Consider the following 17,814-nt stretch of genomic DNA (forward strand, 5'->3'; position numbering starts at 1 on the left):
TATTGGATGAGATGATTTTTCTACTTCGACAAAGGTATAGACATATCCTTGGTGCAGAAATTCTTGTAAAACAAAATCTGTCACAAAATCTTCACCAAGGCGCTGCTTTGGTATAATGTGTGCCCCTGGTTTTAAAAGAAATGGGTTGTGTTTTAAATAGCTTTGGAGAGATTCTTCATTGACGTTATCGCTTAGAAGTTTTTTAAACTCAGCCACTTTTTCTTGTAAATTTTTAATGGTCTCCTCTTCCTGGTGAATTACAGGAGTTATGATTGCTCCGGCTGATTGTTGGAAGAACATACCTAATATTGTGAGCCTAAAATCCAAAACCGCTTTTGTAAAACTCGGTGCCAACTCAGGAGAGTTGTAATACACATGTGAAAAGTTAGCAAATTCAATATAAATGTCATTGATAGTACAGTTCGTGAAGGTTATATTGTTCGAGGGGCCCGCGATGAATCCGGCTAAAGATATTTCTCTCCCTTTGACTGGTAATATCCATCCTCGCTGAAACCAATCATTAAGACTCATATTATCAACTCTTATATCAATTCCTTTTTTTATGCCTTCTATTTTATATCGAACAAAAGCGACTCCATCTCGAAGTAGCCAAATTACACCTGAGAGATCTTTAGGAAAGATTCCCTTATCACTCCCAGCAGTTCCAAGTGATAAAGCAGTTCTATTAAAGGCCTCATAAAGTTTATCCTGTTCTTTCCAGTACTCTTTAATTGCTTGAACGAATTTTTCCCTTTTCTGTCGAATAATAATTTCAACAGGGGTTAGACCACTTTTTTGAAATTTCTTATTTTTTCTTTTACCCATGCAGTCAAATTATATTTCAAAACAGTCTCCTGTCAAGTGGAAATTGCGTGGCAATTTTACCAGGTATAATTATGCAAGTATTAGATTTTTAGGGAGATAGGAAAAGGCGATAAGAAAAAACAGGGCGGGTCCCCTCCACCACCCCCGATATCCCCTATGTCTCCCAATCCATATTAGGGTCTCTTATTAACTGAAGGTTGAAAACACCGATTTAATCAGTATTTGCTTCTAACAGCGGTTAAAACATAACAGGATATTTAACAAGTGGCAGGAAGTATTTGAAAGGAAATAATTTAGCAATTAGCCTAAACATTATCGTTCAAACCAAACAAAACGCCATTTTGGAATTATTGGGAAAGGTGTTGGTTTTATTCCTTTTCCGGCGCCTCGTAGTTGGGCGCCTCTTTGATGATGGTGATGCTGTGCGGATGGCTCTCCCGCAAGCCGGCATTGGTAATCTTGACAAACCTTGCCCTGCGCTGGAGTTCCGCAATCGTTCTGCAACCGCAGAAGCCCATCGCCGCCCGCAGACCACCCTCAAGTTGGAAGAGGACATCCTTGACACTTCCCCGATAGGGCACCCTGCCGACAATACCTTGCGGAACAAACTCTGCCCCGCTCTCCTGAAAATACCTGTCCCAGGAGCCCTTCTTCATCGCATCAATTGAGCCCATCCCCCGGTAAACCTTGTAGCGCCTGCCCTCAAGGAGCACATCCTCGCCCGGGCTTTCATCGGTGCCGGCAAGCAGGTTGCCCATCATCACCGAACTGGCACCGGCTGCGAGCGCCTTGGCAATGTCACCGGAAAACCTGATGCCGCCATCGGCAATCAGGGGAATATTATAGCGCTTGAGCGGTTTGGCGCAGTCGATGATGGCACTGAGTTGCGGCACCCCAACACCGGCAACAACCCTGGTTGTGCAGATTGAACCCGGACCGATACCGACCTTGACCGCAGAGACGCCTATTCTTGCCAGGGCAAGCGCACCTTCGGCAGTGGCAACATTGCCGGCAATCAGTTCCACCTGCGGGAACATCCTGCGAATCGCCCTTGCGGTCTCCATTACCCGTGTGGAATGACCGTGTGCGGTATCAATCACAATCGCATCCACCTCTGCCGCAATCAGCGCCCGTGCCCGCTCAATCGCCTCTTTACCAACACCAATCGCTGCCGCCACCCTGAGCCGGCGTTTGGCATCAACCGTGGCAAAGGGATACTCAACCCGCTTCAAAATGTCCTTGGCGGTTATCAGACCCTTGAGCCTGCCCTTTTCATCAACAATCGGCAGCTTCTCAATCCGGTGCCTTCTTAAAATCTCCTTTGCCCTTTTCAGACTGGTTCCCACCGGCGCGGTAATCAGCCCCTTTGCGGTCATCACCTCCCGCACCGGTCTTTTCTCATCATCCTCAAAAAGCAAATCCCTTCTCGTAACAATCCCGACCAGCCTGCCATCTTTATCCACCACTGGCAGACCGGAGATGTTATGCCGGTTGAAGAGCTCCTTGACCTCGGCAACGGTGCGCTCCGGTGTAATCGCAAACGGGTCGGTAATCATTGAACTCTCTGCCCGTTTGACCTTTGCCACCTCCTGCGCCTGCTCCGCAATCGTCATATTCTTGTGAATCACCCCGATACCGCCCGCCCTTGCCATCGCTATTGCCATTTTTGCCTCGGTAACCGTATCCATCGCCGCACTCACCAAAGGCAGATGCAACCTTATTTTCCTTGTGAACCGGCTTTCGGTAATCACCTCTGCCGGCAGCACCGCGGAACGCTGCGGCAAGAGCAGGACATCATCAAAGGTCAATGCCTCTTTCATCTAAAACCTGCTCTTCAACGCCCGCACATAGGCAAGCTGTGCCTTGACATCTTCCGCCTTAGGTCCACTCGGTTTCTCCTTTTCCAGATAATCGCTGAAAAGCCTTTCTGCCCGGTCAAGCGCACCTGCGAGCCGATAACACCTGCCCGCAGCCATCAGCGCCTCATAACCTAAGGGTGAACTCTTATTTTTCTGATAGACCCCTTCGTAAATGGTTGCCGCCTTGAGATAGTTGCCCGCCTGCTCCTCACAGGCAGCGATACCGATGTTAGCCGCCGGCACAAGAACCGGGTCATTCCCTGCCCTCTTGATAAATGTTATAAACTCCCGCTTCGCCTCATCCAACCTTGGCGGGTCGGAACGGAAATAGATACTGCCGAGATAGAAATGTGCCTTGATGCCGGCGTTATCCTTGGGAAACTTTCCTGCCAGTTCCTTGAGCGCACCCTCGGCATACTCGTTATTTCCCTGATAAAAATTGGAAAGCGCATCCATCAGCCTTAACTCCGCCTCGGGATTCTTTACCGGCCTCGGACGGTTCTGAAGAATCAAAATCACACCCACAATTACGACCAGAACCGCAGCCGTCCCAACCCAGAACCGCTTCGGGTCCGCATAGTAAAACTCGGCGGCCTTCTCAACAAACTTCTGAAACTTATCCTCCTTCAACTCATCCTTACTGACCCGGTGCTTTACTCTCACTTCAACTCCTGTGTTTCATCGGTCATCAATTTCCAATGCTCCTACCCCTGGCCCGACTCGAACGGGCGACCTGCGGTTTAGGAAACCGCTGCTCTATCCTGCTGAGCTACAGGGGTGCATACTGCATTATAAACCCAGTTTCACAAGTGTCAAGCAATCCCAATCCAATATTAATATTGACTCGGCGCTGTTAAATGATAATCTTAAATAGACGATGCGTTTCGGATTTCACATCTCCATTGCTGGCGGGTTTGCCAATGTCCGGCAAAGGGCAGAGGAGTTGGGCTGCGACTCAATCCAGTTATTCACCCGTTCCCCAAGAGGCTGGAGCGCAACCAAACTTAATGAGGCTGATGTGGAAAAGTTCAAAAATGATATTAAGGATTCAAAGATAAGCCCGGTCTTTGCCCATGCCCCCTATCTGCCCAACCTTGCCGCTACTGACCCCGATTTAAAAAAGCGCTCAATTGAAACAATTGCCGACGACCTGAAAAGATGCGCAACCCTTGGGATTGAATTCCTTGTTGTCCATGTGGGCAAGGCGATGGGTGCAGATGAAAAGACCGCGGTTAAAAAGGTGGGAGAAAATCTCAACCGCATCCTTGACCTTGTTCAAAACCGGGTAAAAATCCTTTTGGAAAACACCGCGGGTATGGGTTCGGAAATCGGTTACCGATTCGAGCAGATTGCCGAAATTATTGACCTCGTCGAACAAAAGGACCGCCTTGGTGTAACGCTTGACACCGCCCATTCCTTTGAGGCCGGTTATGACTGGCGCACCCTTAAGGCGGTCAATGAAACCTTGCGTGAGTTTGATCGGGCAATTGGATTAGGCAGGCTCTATCTCGTTCATCTCAACGACTCCAAAACCCCTTTTGGCTCAAGGGTCGACCGGCACTGGCACATTGGCAAGGGCGAAATCGGACTTGCCGGTTTTAAGGAGATTGTTAACCATCCGCTTCTGAAGAAGTTGCCCGGGATAATGGAAACACCCCGCACGAGCGCCAAAGAGGACCTGGAAAATATGCGCACAGTCCGGAGCCTCACAAGGTGAAAATCCAGTTCTGGGGTGGTGTTGGGACGGTAACCGGCTCCCAACATATCCTGAAATCAAACAAAAGCAGCCTGCTCCTTGAATGCGGCTTATTTCAAGGACACCGGCAGGAGGCAGAAGAGATTAACCGCCATCTGCCCTTTGACGCCAAAACAGTTGACTGGTGTGTTGCCAGCCATGCCCATATTGACCATATCGGCAATCTTCCCAATCTGATAAAGAGCGGCTTTCGTGGTCCGGTTTTGATGACCAAACCTTCTGTTGCACTCAGCCGACTTCTGTTGCTGGATTCGGCAAAAATCCAAGAAAGCGATATTAAATACATTAACAAAAAACGCCGGGAAAGGGGCGAGCCATTAAAGGAACCAATCTACACTACCGCGGATGCCGAACACGCCCTTACCCGGATTAAAGGAATCGGCTATGCCCGCAAGGAAAAACTTGGACCATTTACTTTGTATTTTCACGATGCCGGACATATCCTTGGATCTGCCCTTATTGACATTGAAGTCGAGCACAAAAGGGTACTCTTCACCGGCGACCTGGGCAGAAAAAAGATGCCCATCATCAGAGACCCGGTTCAGGTGGGGGAAGCGGACATACTGATTATGGAAGCAACCTATGGGAACCGTTTGCATGGCGATTACGAAGGTGTGAAAAAACGGCTTGCCACCATCCTCAATCGAGTCTTTGCCCGTGGCGGCAGAATCATCATTCCGGCGTTTGCAGTCGAGCGGGCACAGGAGATTGTCTATAATTTAAAAATCCTTACCCAGGAACAGGCAATTCCGGACATCCCGATTTTTGTTGATTCCCCACTTGCCAGTAAGGTAACCGAGGTCTACCGCAACAGTAGCACCTATTTTGACGAAGAGGCTAAGGAACTTAATAGCCCTTTTGACTTTGAGGGATTGCACTACATTGAGGATGCCGATGAGTCCAAAAAACTCAACCACCTTGACCTGCCCTGTATCATTATTTCCCCTTCGGGAATGTGCGAGGCAGGCAGGGTTCTACATCACTTGCAACACGCTATCGGCGACGAGAGAAACCTCATCCTTATCGTCTCTTTTCAGGCAGAACATACCTTAGGCAGAAGATTGGTAGAAAGACAGCCGGTGGTAAAAATCTTTGGTGAGGAATTTGAAGTTAAGGCAGAAGTCGAAGTTATGGATGAGTTCAGCGCCCATGCCGACCGCAACGGACTACTTAATTATGTCGAGAATATGAGGATTGACCGTTTGAAAAAGGTATTTCTGGTCCATGCCGAACCCGAAGCGGCAACGGCAATGGTTGAACCGCTCAAGGCTTTGGGAGTGCCCGAGGTCATCATCCCCCGCAAGGGTGACGAATATGAGATTTAAATTTCTCATCTTTACCCTGCTTCTTTTAACTACCGGCTGTGATTTGCTCTTAAAATTACTCGACACAACTCCGCCGGTGTGTAATATCATTTCGCCGCTTGATTCTACAATTGTCAGTGGTATCATCAAGGTCCAGGCAGAGGCATTTGACTCCAGTGGCATTACGGCAATTGACTTCTATGCCGATGGCAATCTATTTGCCACCGAAAGTTCAGCAACTGCCAGTGTCGACTGGGATACCAGACAGCTTCCTGAAGGTTCCTGGCACAAACTTCACTGTATTGCTACTGACCGTGCCGGCAATAAGGGCACCAGTGACACCGTCAATGTTCAGATTCATACCGGTTCTCAGCGCAGTGTCTTTCATGGTAAAATCATCCTTAATAACAATTATTACCGCTGGGTTGACTTCAGCGCCGTCGCTGGCGAAACGATTGAGGGCGAGTCAAGGGCAATCCCAGGAGGAAGAATCAGCCGGCTTTCCCTCCTTGACCGGGATAACTTTCAGAAATACCGCGCAGGTCAGACCTATACCGCCCTCTATGAACAGAATAACATCACCGAAATTAGCCTCTCCTACCAGTTTACCGCTGATGGCACTTATTATCTTGTATTTTTAAACACCACCGGCTCAACCCAGACCTACTGGGCAAGGTTCATCATTCAATAGCATATGACCATTACCTTATTTCTGCTAATTACCTTTTTCCCCAGACCCGAATGTCCACCGCTGACAACTGCGGACATCCAGAAAATGTTTTTACTTGAACAGACCTGCGCTACCACCATTCCCAGCCAGCCGGTCTTTCCTGAAAATGCTGAACCGATTCCGAACAGATTTGTTATCGGGTTTCAGTCTGCTACCTTATCGGCAATTCTCAATCATATTCAGACACTTAATGGTCAAGTGATTAAGATTGACAGCGGCGGCCAATTCCTCGTTGCCCGTTTCCCTGAACATAACAATCGCAGCAGCCTGCAGCTTAATATCACCTCCCTCCCTGGCGTCAGATTTGTTGAACCTGACTTTTCTGCCCGCGTTCTGCACATCCCCAACGACTCAATGTTTCTCAAGAAGCAATGGGACAAGTGGGTGATGTACGCCGACAAGGCCTGGGACATTACTACTGGTGGCAATGTCAAGGTTGCAGTGGTTGACAATGGTGTTCAATACTTTCACACTGACCTGGCAGCGAACTTTCGCTCCGGCGAACTGGGTTATGACTTTATCGGCAATGACGCTGATCCGAGACCGGATGACCCCGGTGTTGCAGAGGCATTCCATGGCACCCATGTCTCGGGAATAATTGCTGGTGTTAGCAACAACCTTATTGGTATCGCCGGTTGGGCACAAATACAACTGCTCGCGGTGAGAGTGCTTGACGATTCTGGCAATGGCACCTTGACCGATGTCGCCAAAGGCATCCGCTGGGCTGCTGACCATGATGCCAAGGTCATCAATATGAGCCTCGGTGGTGACGCCGCTTCCACTCCTTTGATTGAAGCCTGCCAGTATGCTCTCCAAAAGGGCGCGTTGCTCATTGCCGCATCGGGGAACGATGGCAGGTCAGGAATTACCTATCCGGCAAGAATGAGTGAATGTGTTGCGGTTGGTGCCACTGATGAACTTTCCGGACTTGCCTATTTCTCCAATTACGGACCTGAACAGGAGGTGGTTGCACCAGGCACTGCCATCTATTCCACCGCAACCGGCAATGGCTATGTTGAAGCGAGTGGTACATCAATGGCTTGCCCCCAAGTAAGTGGTGTTGCCGCACTGGTCTTTGCGCTTAACCCTTCCCTTACCGCCAATCAGGTCCGGGCAATCATCGGTGCCAGTGCTATTGATATGGGCTCAACCGGCAGGGACGAGTACTTTGGTTTTGGTCTTGTCAACGCCTATCGTGCACTTCAGCTGGCACAGACTCTCCAAAGGGGAACAATTAAAACCGCCCAGCCCCATACGCCAGCTATAACCACAATTATCACCCATCACGCCGTTTCCCTGCCTGAACTGAAAGGGACAGTTTCGGTTTACAACCCTGCGGGCAGAGTGATTTCGAAAATCCCAATCAATAATGGCGTGATTGTGCTGCCTGAAGCCGGTACCTATTTTTTACAACTTCAGAACCAAGACGGTTCATCCCAACTGCTCAAGGTTCTCGTCCTGAATTAGTCGGGCTGATACTCTGCCCAACAATCTTCATTCTCCCAAACCCTGACCTTAACCACTGGATAGAATTTTGCCATCTCCTCGTAAAAATGTCGGGCAAGGTTTTCTGCGGTTGGATTAAAATTGTAAACCTCATTAAGCAGTCTGTGGTCTGGCAGAATTTCTCCCAGTTTTGAGCGCAGTTGGACAAAATCAACTACCATTCCCGGTTGATTCAGCTCCTTGCCTCCGACAACGACCTCAACCAAGTAGTTGTGTCCGTGAATCTCTTCGCATTTGCCACCAGTACCCTTGACAGCATGGGCGGCGCTGAAACCTTTACTTACCCTGACCAGATACATTTGTCACCTCCGTTTAAATCTTTTGGTCTACGGCGCCTCCGCTCCAAAAGGGAGACAAATGCCTCAACCCGCGTAATAAAACCTGTCTCCCCGGTATGCTCATCTATTGAGATTGAAAGCAGCGGGATATCGTAATCGCGGCTTGCCTTGAAAAGAACCGGTTGAACAACCGTGCTCGGCATACAGGCAAAAGGATGGATATGAAGCACCCCATCATAACCCGCCTGCGCCGCCAAAATCAGGTGCCCAACCGAATTGGCATCCTCGCCACCAACACAGTAACGCCAGTAGTTCTGCGCCACCTTTTGCGCCTGGATGACCTCCTTTTTTCTCAGCCTGAACCCGTGGAAACCAAGCCAGCGTGGACCGGTGATAAATGGGTCAACCCATACACCCATCTCTCCAAGCCGGTTGATCACATCAAAATTGACAAACGGCTCGATCACGCAGTAACTCTCACCCACCAGTTTTATGCGCAGACAGCTCCCTTTGCCATTTCTTTTGACGGATGCGAAGCGCTCCTTCAACGACCGACGCAGCCTTCTCAACTCCCCCACACTCTTTACCTCATCCACCTCCTGCAATACATTCTTTAGCAGGTTTTGGCACTCCTTAGGGTCCAAAGCATTAGGCATTTTTGCCCGCGCAAGGGCATAAGCCCTTTCCAAAGTATCGGCCTTAAACCAGCCTAAACGCAAAGCCCTAACAGTCCGCACGACCGCTCGGGAAAACCTGCCCTCACTCAACTTAACAATCTGCCTGGCAATCTCATCCATCCGGTCGCGGCGCAACTCTAACATCTGAAATTTGTATCCCAAATCCCGGACAATATCTGCCTGCACCCTGCCGTAATAACCAAACCGGCAGGACCAAGAACCGCTAACATAAACCAAGGTGTCTGCCCCAAGTTCCAGTGCCCGAATGATGTTGCCCAATGTTACCTTGAATGGCAGACAGATTGTCTCCGGTGCCAGCTGCGCACCTAAGGCAACAGTCTCCCGGTTCGGCTCCGGCGGAATTATCACCTCTGCACCCAACTCGTGCAGGATTGGCTCTAAGACCAGCCTGATATCACCCATATAAGGAAAAGCCACCCTCATAAATTCCCATCCCTTGCTCGCACCAAATCAACAAAAGATTCCAGCCTTGTTCTCAATCCCACTTCACCACTGTGCTCGTCAAAAAAGAGGGTAAGAATAGGCAACCTTGAATTTCGACCTATTTCCCGGCGAATGATTTCATTCATTACCGGCGCGGTGCCACAGGCAAAACTGAAGACAAGCAGCAAGCCCTTAATCTCTCTATCCTGTAAAACCTTTCTTGCCGCGGCGAGGAGCTCCAGTTCATAAAACCAGTTGGGCACATTGCCCCTGGTTGCTTCCAAAACAAGCCCCTCTTCGCTTACAAATGGCACAACCGGTTCAACCCCGAGTTCCTGGATAATCTTTAATAGATTCAGGCTGATATGCTCATCAAATAGGAGATAGGGATGTCCGATTACACCAATACGTTCCCCTTTGCCCCTACCATCACCTTTCGGCATATTCGCCCTTTCTTCAAAGAAATCAACCGGGATGGCACCAGAACCCATCATCTTTGCCGATTTTTTCTCCGCCTCTCTTGCCTCAAGAAAAGCCTTTCGGGCAGCCCCGTTTTTGATTCCAAGGGTGCGTGCCCAAGTGACAAAACCTTCCCCTTCATCACCAACCCGCTGGTCAATAGTAATCTCAAAAATACCGTTTGTTTTCGGAAAGATTGCCCGCACCATATCGGGAAGGCCAATCGCCTTGGGACAGCCAAAATAAAAATCTTTGCTCAACCGCCGGCAAACCAACCTCGGCACAAAAATCAAATCGACCCTTTCTCTTAAATCATCAACCTGTCCTAAAAATACCTTCACGGGCAGACAAAGCTCTGCGGGCGAAAGTTCCACACCCCTGGCAACAATCCCCTTATCGGTCTTACGGGAAAGCACAACCTCAAACCCAAGCCTCTCAAAAAATGACCTCCACAGAGGAAAGTGATGGTAAGAATGCAGTGCGCGGCAGATGCCAATTTTCATTCTCCTTTTATTATAGAACAAACGCCAATACGGTCAAAAGATGTTGACACCAATAAAAGCGCTTCTAAACTTAACCGGTGCGCCTATTTTGTCTTGCATTTCTTTCCCTCACCATCCCTTGCCTCAAATGCCTCCCCGGTTCCCAGATAAAAAGGGTTTTAGGGACACCATCACCACCAGTAACGGTCGGCTATTATCCTCATTACCACTACCCTTTGCCAATAGGGCATCGCCTCCACAAGAGATTGTTCTCACTTCGCCAGGACATTGAGGCAAACGACCAGCTATTGCGCCAACTGGTGCGCGAGCGGGTTGCGGTCAAATCACCGCTTGAATTTCATTTCTCCTATGCTGGCTACGACTCGCTCAACAACCGCATCATTTTGCGCTACTTTGCCCCCAACCCCCAGTCTGAACAGATTGCCGGCTGGCAGATTCAATTTGTGTATCGTCTGCCAAATCACATCCTTGAACGCGCCTATGTCTGGGCGGTTCCACTTGAATAATTTTGCACCTCGGTTCAAACCGAAAAATGAGGCTAAAAATCAAAAAACAACCCATCTGAAACCCTCAGCCCCAATTCACCCCTGGGGTCACTCCCCCGGTAGGATTGGATACCGGCTAAGTCACACAATTGCGAGGGATAAGATAAATTAGTACCATCCCCACTTGTTTATCTATCCTTAAACCTCAGATGCAGTTTAACCTTGAAATCTTCTTGACTTTAGGGGAGGTTTTGGTTAGGATAATTCTACGGGGCGTAGCGCAGTTGGTTTAGCGCACCAGCTTGGGGTGCTGGGGGTCACCAGTTCAAATCTGGTCGCCCCGACTCGGTTTATCCGGCGATATTTTAATCCGGGGTGGTTAACCTGTAAGGTTCTTCTTTGCCAGCTGGACCAGCTGGGCAAAGTCCTCAGGCGCGTGAATCGCCACCTCAGACAGAACGCTACGGTCCAGGCTCACACCGGCAAGCTTCAGTCCATGGATGAAACGGCTATAACTCAAGTCATGGGGTTCAAGCGCCGCATTAATCCTGGTAATCATCAATGACCGAAAGACACGCTTCTTCCGCTTGCGGTCCCGATAGGCGCTGAGGAGCCCGTGCATCACCTGGAGCCGTGCGGTTTTGTAAAGCCGTGACTTTCCGCCCCAGTAGCCTTTTGCCTGTTTCAGCCACTTCTTCCGTCTTTTTCTCGTAACCGGTCCGGTTTTAACCCTTGCCATCTTTCTCCTTGTCTATGCGTAAGGAACTAGCCGCTTAAGCGCCTTGACCTTGGTGCTATCAACAACCGCAGGTCGGTGCAGCCAGCGCTTACGCCGGCTATTCTTCACGCTGTTATTATGGCTTGTTCCGCTGCGCCTATGCAAAAACTTGCCCGTGGCGCTCTTCTTCACACGTTTCTTGAGAGCACTTAAGGTCTTTAACTTTCTCTTCATTTTGGCACCAGCATCAATTGAATTGATTTCCTATCCTCATTCTGGAACCTCACCTGACCATCAACCTTGGCGACATCAGCCAGGTCCTGACGAATCCGGTCAATCAATTTGTAAGCCAAATCGGTGTGGAGCACCTCCCGTCCGCGCAACCAGAGAATCAGCCTGATGCGGTCCTTTTGTAAAAGGAACTCCCGCATCTTCCTCAGTTTCACCTCATAGTCGTGCTTGTCAATCTTCATCTTCATCCTTATCTGCCTCACCTCGGTCTGGTGTTGCCTTTTCTTTGACTCCCGCTGACGAGCCTTCTGCTCATAAAGATACCGACCTAAATCCATAATCCTTGCAACCGGTGGCTCCTCATTTGGCGCCACCAAAATCAGGTCGAGGTTTTGCCTCCTTGCCAGTGCGATTGCCTCGCGCGTTGGCATAATCCCAATTGGTCTTTTGTCCGCGCCTATTACCCGGACATAAGGAACCTTAATCTGCTCGTTTGCCTTAGGTCGGTCTCTACTATCTGTTTTCAGATTATTACTGTATTCTTCCAGTTTCTTCCTCCTTGATTAGTGCTATTACCTTTTCCAGCGAAGCCGCGCCGAGATTCCCTTTACCCCGGCGGCGCAGGGAAACAGTCCCTGAAGATGCCTCCCGGGCACCAACAACCAAAATAAAGGGTATCTTCTGCCGTTCCGCTTCGCCAATTTTGTAACCAATTTTATCATTATTAATGTCAATTTCAACTCTGGTACCAGCCGCCTTGAGCCGCTCAAAAACTTCTTGGGCATAACCGATTTCCTTCTCCGTTACGGTCAGAACCCGTGCCTGGACCGGTGCCAGCCAGGTGGGAAATGCACCACCATAATGCTCAACCAAAATTCCCATAAAACGCTCAATCGAACCCAAGACCGTGCGATGGACAAGATAAGCTGGGAGGTGCTGACCGCTTTTATCCATATAGTAAACATCCAGCTTGTTCCCCAGATTGAAATCAAACTGGCAGGTTGAACACTGGAACTCCCTTCCCAAAGAGTCGGCAAGGTTGATATCAATCTTCGGTCCGTAAAAGACCGCCTCCCCCTCTGCCCGATAAAAATCAAGCCCGAGCCGGTTTAAGGCATTGACAAGGGAATTTTCTGCCACCTGCCACTGCTCGTCACTCCCAAGGAATTTTTCTGGATGCCGCGGGTCCCGCACCGAAAGTGCCACATTGAATTTATCAAATCCAAAGGCGCGCAACATCTTCAGCGAAAGTGCCACCACACCCAAAACCTCCTCCTCCACCTGTTCCTTTGTACAAAAGATATGGGCATCATCTTGGGTAAAACCCCTAACCCGCATCATCCCGTGGAGAACTCCGGAACGTTCATAACGATAAACCGTGCCCCATTCCGCCATCCGCAAAGGCAAATCCCGATAAGAGTGAACCTTTGTCCGATAGATAAGGATGTGACCGGGACAGTTCATCGGTTTCAAGACATACTCCTCATTCTCCACCGGCAAAATATACATATTCTCCCGGTAATAGTCATAATGACCTGAACGGTGCCAGAGCTGGCTGCGGGCAATATGGGGGGTGACCACCAATTGATAGCCTGCGGCCAGATGCTCCTTTTCCCAGTACTCCTGGATGAGCCGTCGCACCGTCGCGCCCTTGGCATGCCAGAAAACCAGACCCGCTCCTGCCTCCTCATGGAAACTGTACAGGTCAAGTGCCGGACCGAGCTTGCGGTGGTCACGGCGCCTTGCCTCTTCAAGTTTGTCAAGAAAATCCTTAAGCATTTTCTCATCCGGAAAGGCAACACCGTATATGCGTGAAAGCATCCGGTTGCGCTCATCACCATGCCAGTAGGCACCGGCAACGCTCAAAAGTTTAATCGCCTTTATTCTCCCGGTATCAGGGAGATGCGGACCTCGGCACAGATCAACAAAATCCCCCTGCTCATAAACCGAAATCTCCGCATCCGGAATTTCATTTATTATCTCAATCTTATAGGTTTCACCCCGTTCAGAAAAAATTCTCAGCGCCTCCCTACGGGGCAGGAATTTATGCACAATCGGAATTCGCGCCTGGGCAAGTTCCTTCATCCGCTGCTCAATCCGCTCCAAATCCTTCTCGGTAAATGGGTCGGGCACATCAAAGTCATAATAAAACCCTTCAGGGATAGCCGGACCAATCGCCACCTTCGCCTGTGGGTAGAGTTGCTTTACCGCCTGCGCCATCAGATGGGACGCCGAATGCCAGAAAATCTCCTTACCCTCTTTCGAGTCAAAATAGACCGGCTCTACGGTGGCGTCAGCCTCAATCCTAAAGGAAAGGTCGACCAGCCGCTCATTAACCCTGGCGGCAATCGCCTCTGTGTCGTTAAGCAGTTCACCCGCACTGAGACCGGGCTCCACCTGCCTTTCTTCGCCTTTAACAACAACCTTAATCACGCCTGAATCTTATCAAACCCCTTAGGAATGTCAACCGACGCGCACATTTATGCCCATCACTTGACCTACGGGAATCTCTTGGTAAAATTTAATATCTTGAAGGGCATAATTCCCTATCGTATCGGCATCGGCTTTGACTCCCACTGCCTGAAAAAGGGACGCCGGCTCATATTGGGCGGCATTGAGATTAAATTTCATTTGGGGCTCTCAGGACATTCTGACGCCGATGTCTTGCTTCACGCTTTGATTGATGCCCTTACCGGTGCCCTTGGCATGCCTGACATCGGCACACTTTTCCCTGATAACGACCCCAAATATCAAAACGCAAGCAGTGAGAAGTTGTTGAAGATAGTTCTCGATAAAGTAAAACAAAAGCGGTGGCAGGTCGCCCAGATTGATACAGTTATCATCTGCGACCAGCCTAAGCTCACCGACCATTTTCCAAGTGTTCGTAACCATCTCTCCAAAAAACTCAATATTCCTTCTGACCGCATCGGTCTCAAAGCCAAAACTACTGAAGGCACTCGCATCGCCCTGCCTGAAAAGAGCATCAGCGCTTTGGTGACTGCGCTGCTCGTTCCTCAGAGATGATTCCCCTTTACGACGACATCAAATCCTCGCGGCGCCCCTGGATGAACTACCTCCTTCTCTCTGCCTGCGCAATCGTCTGGACCATCCAATTCACCCGCTCACCAGAGCAGTTTGAAGTGCAAATCCTGCAATACGGAATGGTGCCCGCAAGGATAATTCAAGGGAAAAGGCTCTGGACACTTTTGAGTTCAATGTTTCTGCATGGCGGCTGGTTCCATTTCCTTGGTAATATGCTTTATCTCTGGATATTTGGCGACAATGTTGAAGATGCCTTCGGTCATATCCTTTATCCCTTGGTTTATCTCAGTTCTGGGGTTTTTGGCAATCTCCTTCAGATTGCCGTCTCGCCCTTTTCCCGCGTACCGACTATTGGTGCATCTGGTGCCATCTCCGGTGTAATGGGCGCCTATTTTGTCCTTTATCCCCGTGCCCGGGTTTTGACCCTGATCCCCTTTTTCATCTTTATCAGGATGGTTTATCTCCCCGCCTCGGTGCTTCTGGGCTTCTGGATTCTGTTTCAGATATTATACGGCTGCTCCTCGGCACCAGGAACCGGTGGTGGCATCGCCTATTTTGCTCATATCGGCGGCTTTGCCCTTGGTGTTATCTTCGGACTGTTGATAAAACGAAGGGTCAGACGCCCCTGGTATGAAATTGACTGATTGCCTTTAAACCGACCGGCTTACTCCTTCTCCTCCTGCTTTGCCCTTCTTGCCTCTTCAATAATTCGCTGAGCAATCTCCCGCGGCACCTCCTCATAATGGTCAAACTCCATTGTGAAAACCCCCCTGCCCTGGGTCATTGAACGCAAACTGTTGGAATACTTATACATCTCGGCAAGGGGCACCTGCGCCTTGATAACCTGGAGCCCGCCCTGCGCCTCCATTCCCATAATCCTGCCCCGCCGGGCATTCAAATCGCCCATCACATCCCCGGTGTACCGGTCAGGCACCGTCACCTCCACATTCATAATCGGCTCCAAGAGCACCACCCCTGCCTTTTCACAGGCGTTCTTGAACGCCAGCCCAGCAGCAATCTTAAAGGCGATGTCGGAAGAGTCAACCTCATGATAGGAACCGTCATAAACGGTTGCCTTTATATCCATCATCCTATAACCGGCAAGCACACCCTTTTCCATCTGCTCAATCACACCCTTCTCCACCGCCGGTATATACTTTGAGGGAATCGCACCGCCATAAATCTCGTCAACAAACTCAAAACCCTCCCCCCTTCCCTTCGGCTCAATCCTAAGCCAGACATCACCATACTGACCCCTGCCACCGGTCTGCTTTTTGTGTTTTCCCTGCGCCTCTGCCTTCCTCGTAATCGTCTCCCGATAGGGAATCTTTGGCTTCACCAGCTCCACATTCACATCAAACCTGCGCTTGAGCCTACCCACAATCACATCCAGGTGCAGTTCGCCCATGCCGCTGATTAACTGCTGACCCAACTCCGCATTATACTCATATGAAAATGTTGGGTCCTCCTCGTGCAACCGGGCAAGACCATTGGAAACCCTTTCCTCATCGCCCTTGCTCTGGGGCACAATCGCCACCGAGATTGAGGGCTTGGGAAAGACAATCGGTGCCAGCCTCACCGGCTCTTTCTTATCCGCAAGGGTGTCCCCGGTATGGGTGTCCTTCAGTTTCACCAGAGCGCCCAGCATCCCGGTTGTCAACCTTGCCACCTCGCTTCGCTCCTTACCCTTGACAACATAAATCTGATTTATCTTCTCCTCCCTTTGGCTCGTGCCATTCACCACCACCATCCCCGGCTCCAACTTTCCCCGAAAAACCCGCACATAATGCATATCACCGAGATGCGCCTCCGAGATGGTCTTGAACACCAGCGCGCATACCGGACCATCAGGATCAGGCGCAATCTCAACTTCTTGACCGGTTGCCGGCACAACCCCCTTGACCCGCGGCATCTCATTGGGGCTGGGCAGAACAAGAGCCGCCAAATCCAAAATCAGGTCAACACCAACCTGGGTTAAGGCATCACCACCCATCAACGGGTAAACAACACCAGCCTTAATCCCGTTCCGCACCGCTCCCCGCATCTCATCCGGTGTAATCTCCTCGCCCTCAAGAAACTTCTCCATCAGGCGCTCATCAACCTCAGCCGCCGCCTCAATCAGCCTCTCCTTCCACTGACCTATCGCCGCCTGCATCTCCTCGGGAACTGCGACCTCCTTGCGCACCCCGTTCTCATAAATGTATGCCCGGTCATTCAAAAGGTCAACAACACCTTTAAGACCCCCCTCCTTGCCAATCGGCAGATAAACCGGTGTCACCTTGGTTCCAAAAACCTTACGCACCTCCTCGGCAATCACCTCAAAACTGGTATTCTCCTTGGACAACTTATTTATAAAAACAACCCTGGGGAGGTTTGCCTCATCCAGCCTTCGCCATGCCATCTCTGTTCCCACTTCAACACCAGAACTGGCATCAACAACAACCACTGCGGCATCAACCGCCCTCACCGCGGAAACAACATTTCCGAAAAAGTCGGCATAACCCGGCGCATCCACAAGATTGATCAACTTCTCCCGATACTCCCCGTAACCAATTGCCAGATTGATGCTTATCTTCCGGGCAATCTCATCCTCATCATAATCAAAAACCGATGTCCCGGCGTCAACCGAACCAAGCCGGTTATTCTGCTTCATCGTCAAAAGCAGCGACTCACAGATGGATGTCTTACCCGAGCCGCCATGACCGAAAAAACCAATGTTACGAATATCTTCTACCTTATACTCTTTCACAAATTCCTCCTGAAAAAGAAAGTTGTTAAGCCTTTAATCCTTTTAATATACCCAAATCTCAAACCCAGTCAAGGAAAGCTAAGAAGCCTCGTTTCCTATTTCAAATCAACAGACAACCCCAAACCCGAGCCAATCGCAAAAACCCTGTTCAATCCAATCTGAAAAATTATTAAGGGGGTAATCCCCGGGGAGGGGTCTGAAAAAGTGATGAGTTCGGCTAAGTTATTTATCTTTGAAACTTAACCTGA

The 17,814-nt window shown here is 49.8% G+C and carries 18 protein-coding genes and 2 tRNA genes; 8 read left to right on the plus strand and 12 right to left on the minus strand.

Annotated elements, in window-relative coordinates:
- From ABIK47_05985 to ABIK47_06000, 4 genes are all read right to left on the minus strand, one after another.
- Positions 1-825: hypothetical protein (locus tag ABIK47_05985; GenBank protein MEO0020169.1), on the minus strand; the 825-nt coding region annotated here is incomplete at its 3' end.
- 368 nt (positions 826-1,193) lie between these two features.
- Entirely contained in the window at positions 1,194-2,645 is a 1,452-nt protein-coding gene (gene guaB / locus ABIK47_05990) for an IMP dehydrogenase (GenBank protein ID MEO0020170.1), read from the minus strand.
- Positions 2,646-3,347: a tetratricopeptide repeat protein gene (locus ABIK47_05995; GenBank protein MEO0020171.1), complete on the minus strand. Its 702-nt coding sequence runs from the start codon at positions 3,345-3,347 to the stop codon at positions 2,646-2,648. It abuts the gene before it with no gap.
- 42 nt (positions 3,348-3,389) lie between these two features.
- A tRNA-Arg gene (locus ABIK47_06000) sits at positions 3,390-3,463 on the minus strand.
- A gap of 98 nt (positions 3,464-3,561) precedes the next feature.
- Between ABIK47_06000 and ABIK47_06005 the strand changes: the two genes are divergently transcribed.
- From ABIK47_06005 to ABIK47_06020, 4 genes are all read left to right on the plus strand, one after another.
- Entirely contained in the window at positions 3,562-4,401 is an 840-nt protein-coding gene (locus ABIK47_06005) for a deoxyribonuclease IV (protein MEO0020172.1), read from the plus strand.
- The gene (locus ABIK47_06010) at positions 4,398-5,765 is read left to right on the plus strand and encodes an MBL fold metallo-hydrolase (GenBank protein MEO0020173.1); all 1,368 of its coding nucleotides are present in this window, start codon (positions 4,398-4,400) and stop codon (positions 5,763-5,765) included. Before ABIK47_06005 ends, ABIK47_06010 begins: the two co-directional genes overlap by 4 nt.
- A complete protein-coding gene (locus ABIK47_06015; protein MEO0020174.1) occupies positions 5,755-6,435 on the plus strand; it encodes an Ig-like domain-containing protein in 681 nt (226 codons plus the stop codon). The genes ABIK47_06010 and ABIK47_06015 overlap by 11 nt, the downstream gene beginning before the upstream one ends.
- 84 nt (positions 6,436-6,519) lie before the next feature.
- Positions 6,520-7,941 carry a S8 family serine peptidase gene (locus ABIK47_06020; GenBank protein MEO0020175.1) on the plus strand — a complete coding sequence of 474 codons (1,422 nt, stop codon included), beginning with the start codon at positions 6,520-6,522 and terminating at the stop codon, positions 7,939-7,941.
- Here ABIK47_06020 and ABIK47_06025 read toward each other — a convergent pair.
- From ABIK47_06025 to ABIK47_06035, 3 genes are read right to left on the minus strand one after another with little or no spacing between them, the layout of a single operon-like run.
- A complete protein-coding gene (locus tag ABIK47_06025; protein ID MEO0020176.1) occupies positions 7,938-8,279 on the minus strand; it encodes a 6-carboxytetrahydropterin synthase in 342 nt (113 codons plus the stop codon). The two genes, ABIK47_06020 and ABIK47_06025, sit on opposite strands and share 4 nt — an antisense overlap.
- Complete coding sequence (locus tag ABIK47_06030; protein ID MEO0020177.1) at positions 8,261-9,379, minus strand: 2-hydroxyacyl-CoA dehydratase; 1,119 nt, start codon at positions 9,377-9,379, stop codon at positions 8,261-8,263. Before ABIK47_06030 ends, ABIK47_06025 begins: the two co-directional genes overlap by 19 nt.
- A complete protein-coding gene (locus ABIK47_06035) occupies positions 9,376-10,341 on the minus strand; it encodes an acyl-CoA dehydratase activase-related protein (GenBank protein MEO0020178.1) in 966 nt (321 codons plus the stop codon). The genes ABIK47_06030 and ABIK47_06035 overlap by 4 nt, the downstream gene beginning before the upstream one ends.
- A gap of 77 nt (positions 10,342-10,418) precedes the next feature.
- Here ABIK47_06035 and ABIK47_06040 point away from each other — a divergent pair, with 77 nt between their 5' ends.
- Together ABIK47_06040 and ABIK47_06045 are read left to right on the plus strand one after the other, a co-directional pair.
- Positions 10,419-10,847 (plus strand): hypothetical protein, encoded by a 429-nt coding sequence (locus ABIK47_06040; protein ID MEO0020179.1) that lies wholly within the window; start codon positions 10,419-10,421, stop codon positions 10,845-10,847.
- Positions 10,848-11,095: 248 nt separating this feature from the next.
- A tRNA-Pro gene (locus tag ABIK47_06045) sits at positions 11,096-11,170 on the plus strand.
- Between the two features lie 35 nt (positions 11,171-11,205).
- On the opposite strand, the gene rplT is transcribed toward ABIK47_06045, so the two are convergent.
- The 4 genes from rplT to thrS are packed head-to-tail and all read right to left on the minus strand — an operon-like array spanning position 11,206 to position 14,208.
- On the minus strand, positions 11,206-11,565 hold the full coding sequence (gene rplT, locus ABIK47_06050) for a 50S ribosomal protein L20 (protein ID MEO0020180.1): 360 nt from the start codon (positions 11,563-11,565) through the stop codon (positions 11,206-11,208).
- A 12-nt stretch (positions 11,566-11,577) separates the two neighbouring features.
- Positions 11,578-11,778: a 50S ribosomal protein L35 gene (rpmI, locus tag ABIK47_06055; GenBank protein ID MEO0020181.1), complete on the minus strand. Its 201-nt coding sequence runs from the start codon at positions 11,776-11,778 to the stop codon at positions 11,578-11,580.
- Positions 11,775-12,323, minus strand: a complete 549-nt coding sequence (gene infC, locus ABIK47_06060) for a translation initiation factor IF-3 (GenBank protein MEO0020182.1) — start codon at positions 12,321-12,323, stop codon at positions 11,775-11,777. Before infC ends, rpmI begins: the two co-directional genes overlap by 4 nt.
- Positions 12,307-14,208, minus strand: coding sequence for a threonine--tRNA ligase (thrS, locus tag ABIK47_06065; protein ID MEO0020183.1), 1,902 nt, complete (start codon positions 14,206-14,208; stop codon positions 12,307-12,309). Before thrS ends, infC begins: the two co-directional genes overlap by 17 nt.
- A gap of 27 nt (positions 14,209-14,235) precedes the next feature.
- On the opposite strand from thrS, the gene ispF reads away from it, so the two are divergent.
- Together ispF and ABIK47_06075 are read left to right on the plus strand one after the other, a co-directional pair.
- On the plus strand, positions 14,236-14,799 hold the full coding sequence (gene ispF / locus ABIK47_06070; GenBank protein MEO0020184.1) for a 2-C-methyl-D-erythritol 2,4-cyclodiphosphate synthase: 564 nt from the start codon (positions 14,236-14,238) through the stop codon (positions 14,797-14,799).
- Positions 14,796-15,461, plus strand: a complete 666-nt coding sequence (locus ABIK47_06075) for a rhomboid family intramembrane serine protease (protein MEO0020185.1) — start codon at positions 14,796-14,798, stop codon at positions 15,459-15,461. Before ispF ends, ABIK47_06075 begins: the two co-directional genes overlap by 4 nt.
- A 20-nt stretch (positions 15,462-15,481) precedes the next feature.
- Here ABIK47_06075 and fusA read toward each other — a convergent pair whose 3' ends face one another.
- Positions 15,482-17,566 carry an elongation factor G gene (fusA, locus tag ABIK47_06080; GenBank protein MEO0020186.1) on the minus strand — a complete coding sequence of 695 codons (2,085 nt, stop codon included), beginning with the start codon at positions 17,564-17,566 and terminating at the stop codon, positions 15,482-15,484.
- Positions 17,567-17,814: the final 248 nt, after the last annotated feature.

It is taken from the genome of candidate division WOR-3 bacterium (genome assembly GCA_039801245.1).
Lineage (GTDB): Bacteria > Hydrothermota > Tepidihabitantia > Tepidihabitantales > Tepidihabitantaceae > JAOABP01.

Bases quoted from the DNA above. Each gene is read 5' to 3' on its own strand.
- ispF (MEO0020184.1), top strand. From the start codon at position 14,236: ATGTCAACCGACGCGCACATTTATGCCCATCACTTGACCTACGGGAAT.
- ABIK47_06005 (MEO0020172.1), top strand. From the start codon at position 3,562: ATGCGTTTCGGATTTCACATCTCCATTGCTGGCGGGTTTGCCAATGTC.
- ABIK47_06015 (MEO0020174.1), top strand. From the start codon at position 5,755: ATGAGATTTAAATTTCTCATCTTTACCCTGCTTCTTTTAACTACCGGC.
- rplT (MEO0020180.1), bottom strand. From the start codon at position 11,565: ATGGCAAGGGTTAAAACCGGACCGGTTACGAGAAAAAGACGGAAGAAG.
- ABIK47_06020 (MEO0020175.1), top strand. From the start codon at position 6,520: ATGTTTTTACTTGAACAGACCTGCGCTACCACCATTCCCAGCCAGCCG.
- ABIK47_06035 (MEO0020178.1), bottom strand. From the start codon at position 10,341: ATGAAAATTGGCATCTGCCGCGCACTGCATTCTTACCATCACTTTCCT.
- ABIK47_06025 (MEO0020176.1), bottom strand. From the start codon at position 8,279: ATGTATCTGGTCAGGGTAAGTAAAGGTTTCAGCGCCGCCCATGCTGTC.
- rpmI (MEO0020181.1), bottom strand. From the start codon at position 11,778: ATGAAGAGAAAGTTAAAGACCTTAAGTGCTCTCAAGAAACGTGTGAAG.
- ABIK47_06075 (MEO0020185.1), top strand. From the start codon at position 14,796: ATGATTCCCCTTTACGACGACATCAAATCCTCGCGGCGCCCCTGGATG.
- ABIK47_06030 (MEO0020177.1), bottom strand. From the start codon at position 9,379: ATGAGGGTGGCTTTTCCTTATATGGGTGATATCAGGCTGGTCTTAGAG.
- guaB (MEO0020170.1), bottom strand. From the start codon at position 2,645: ATGAAAGAGGCATTGACCTTTGATGATGTCCTGCTCTTGCCGCAGCGT.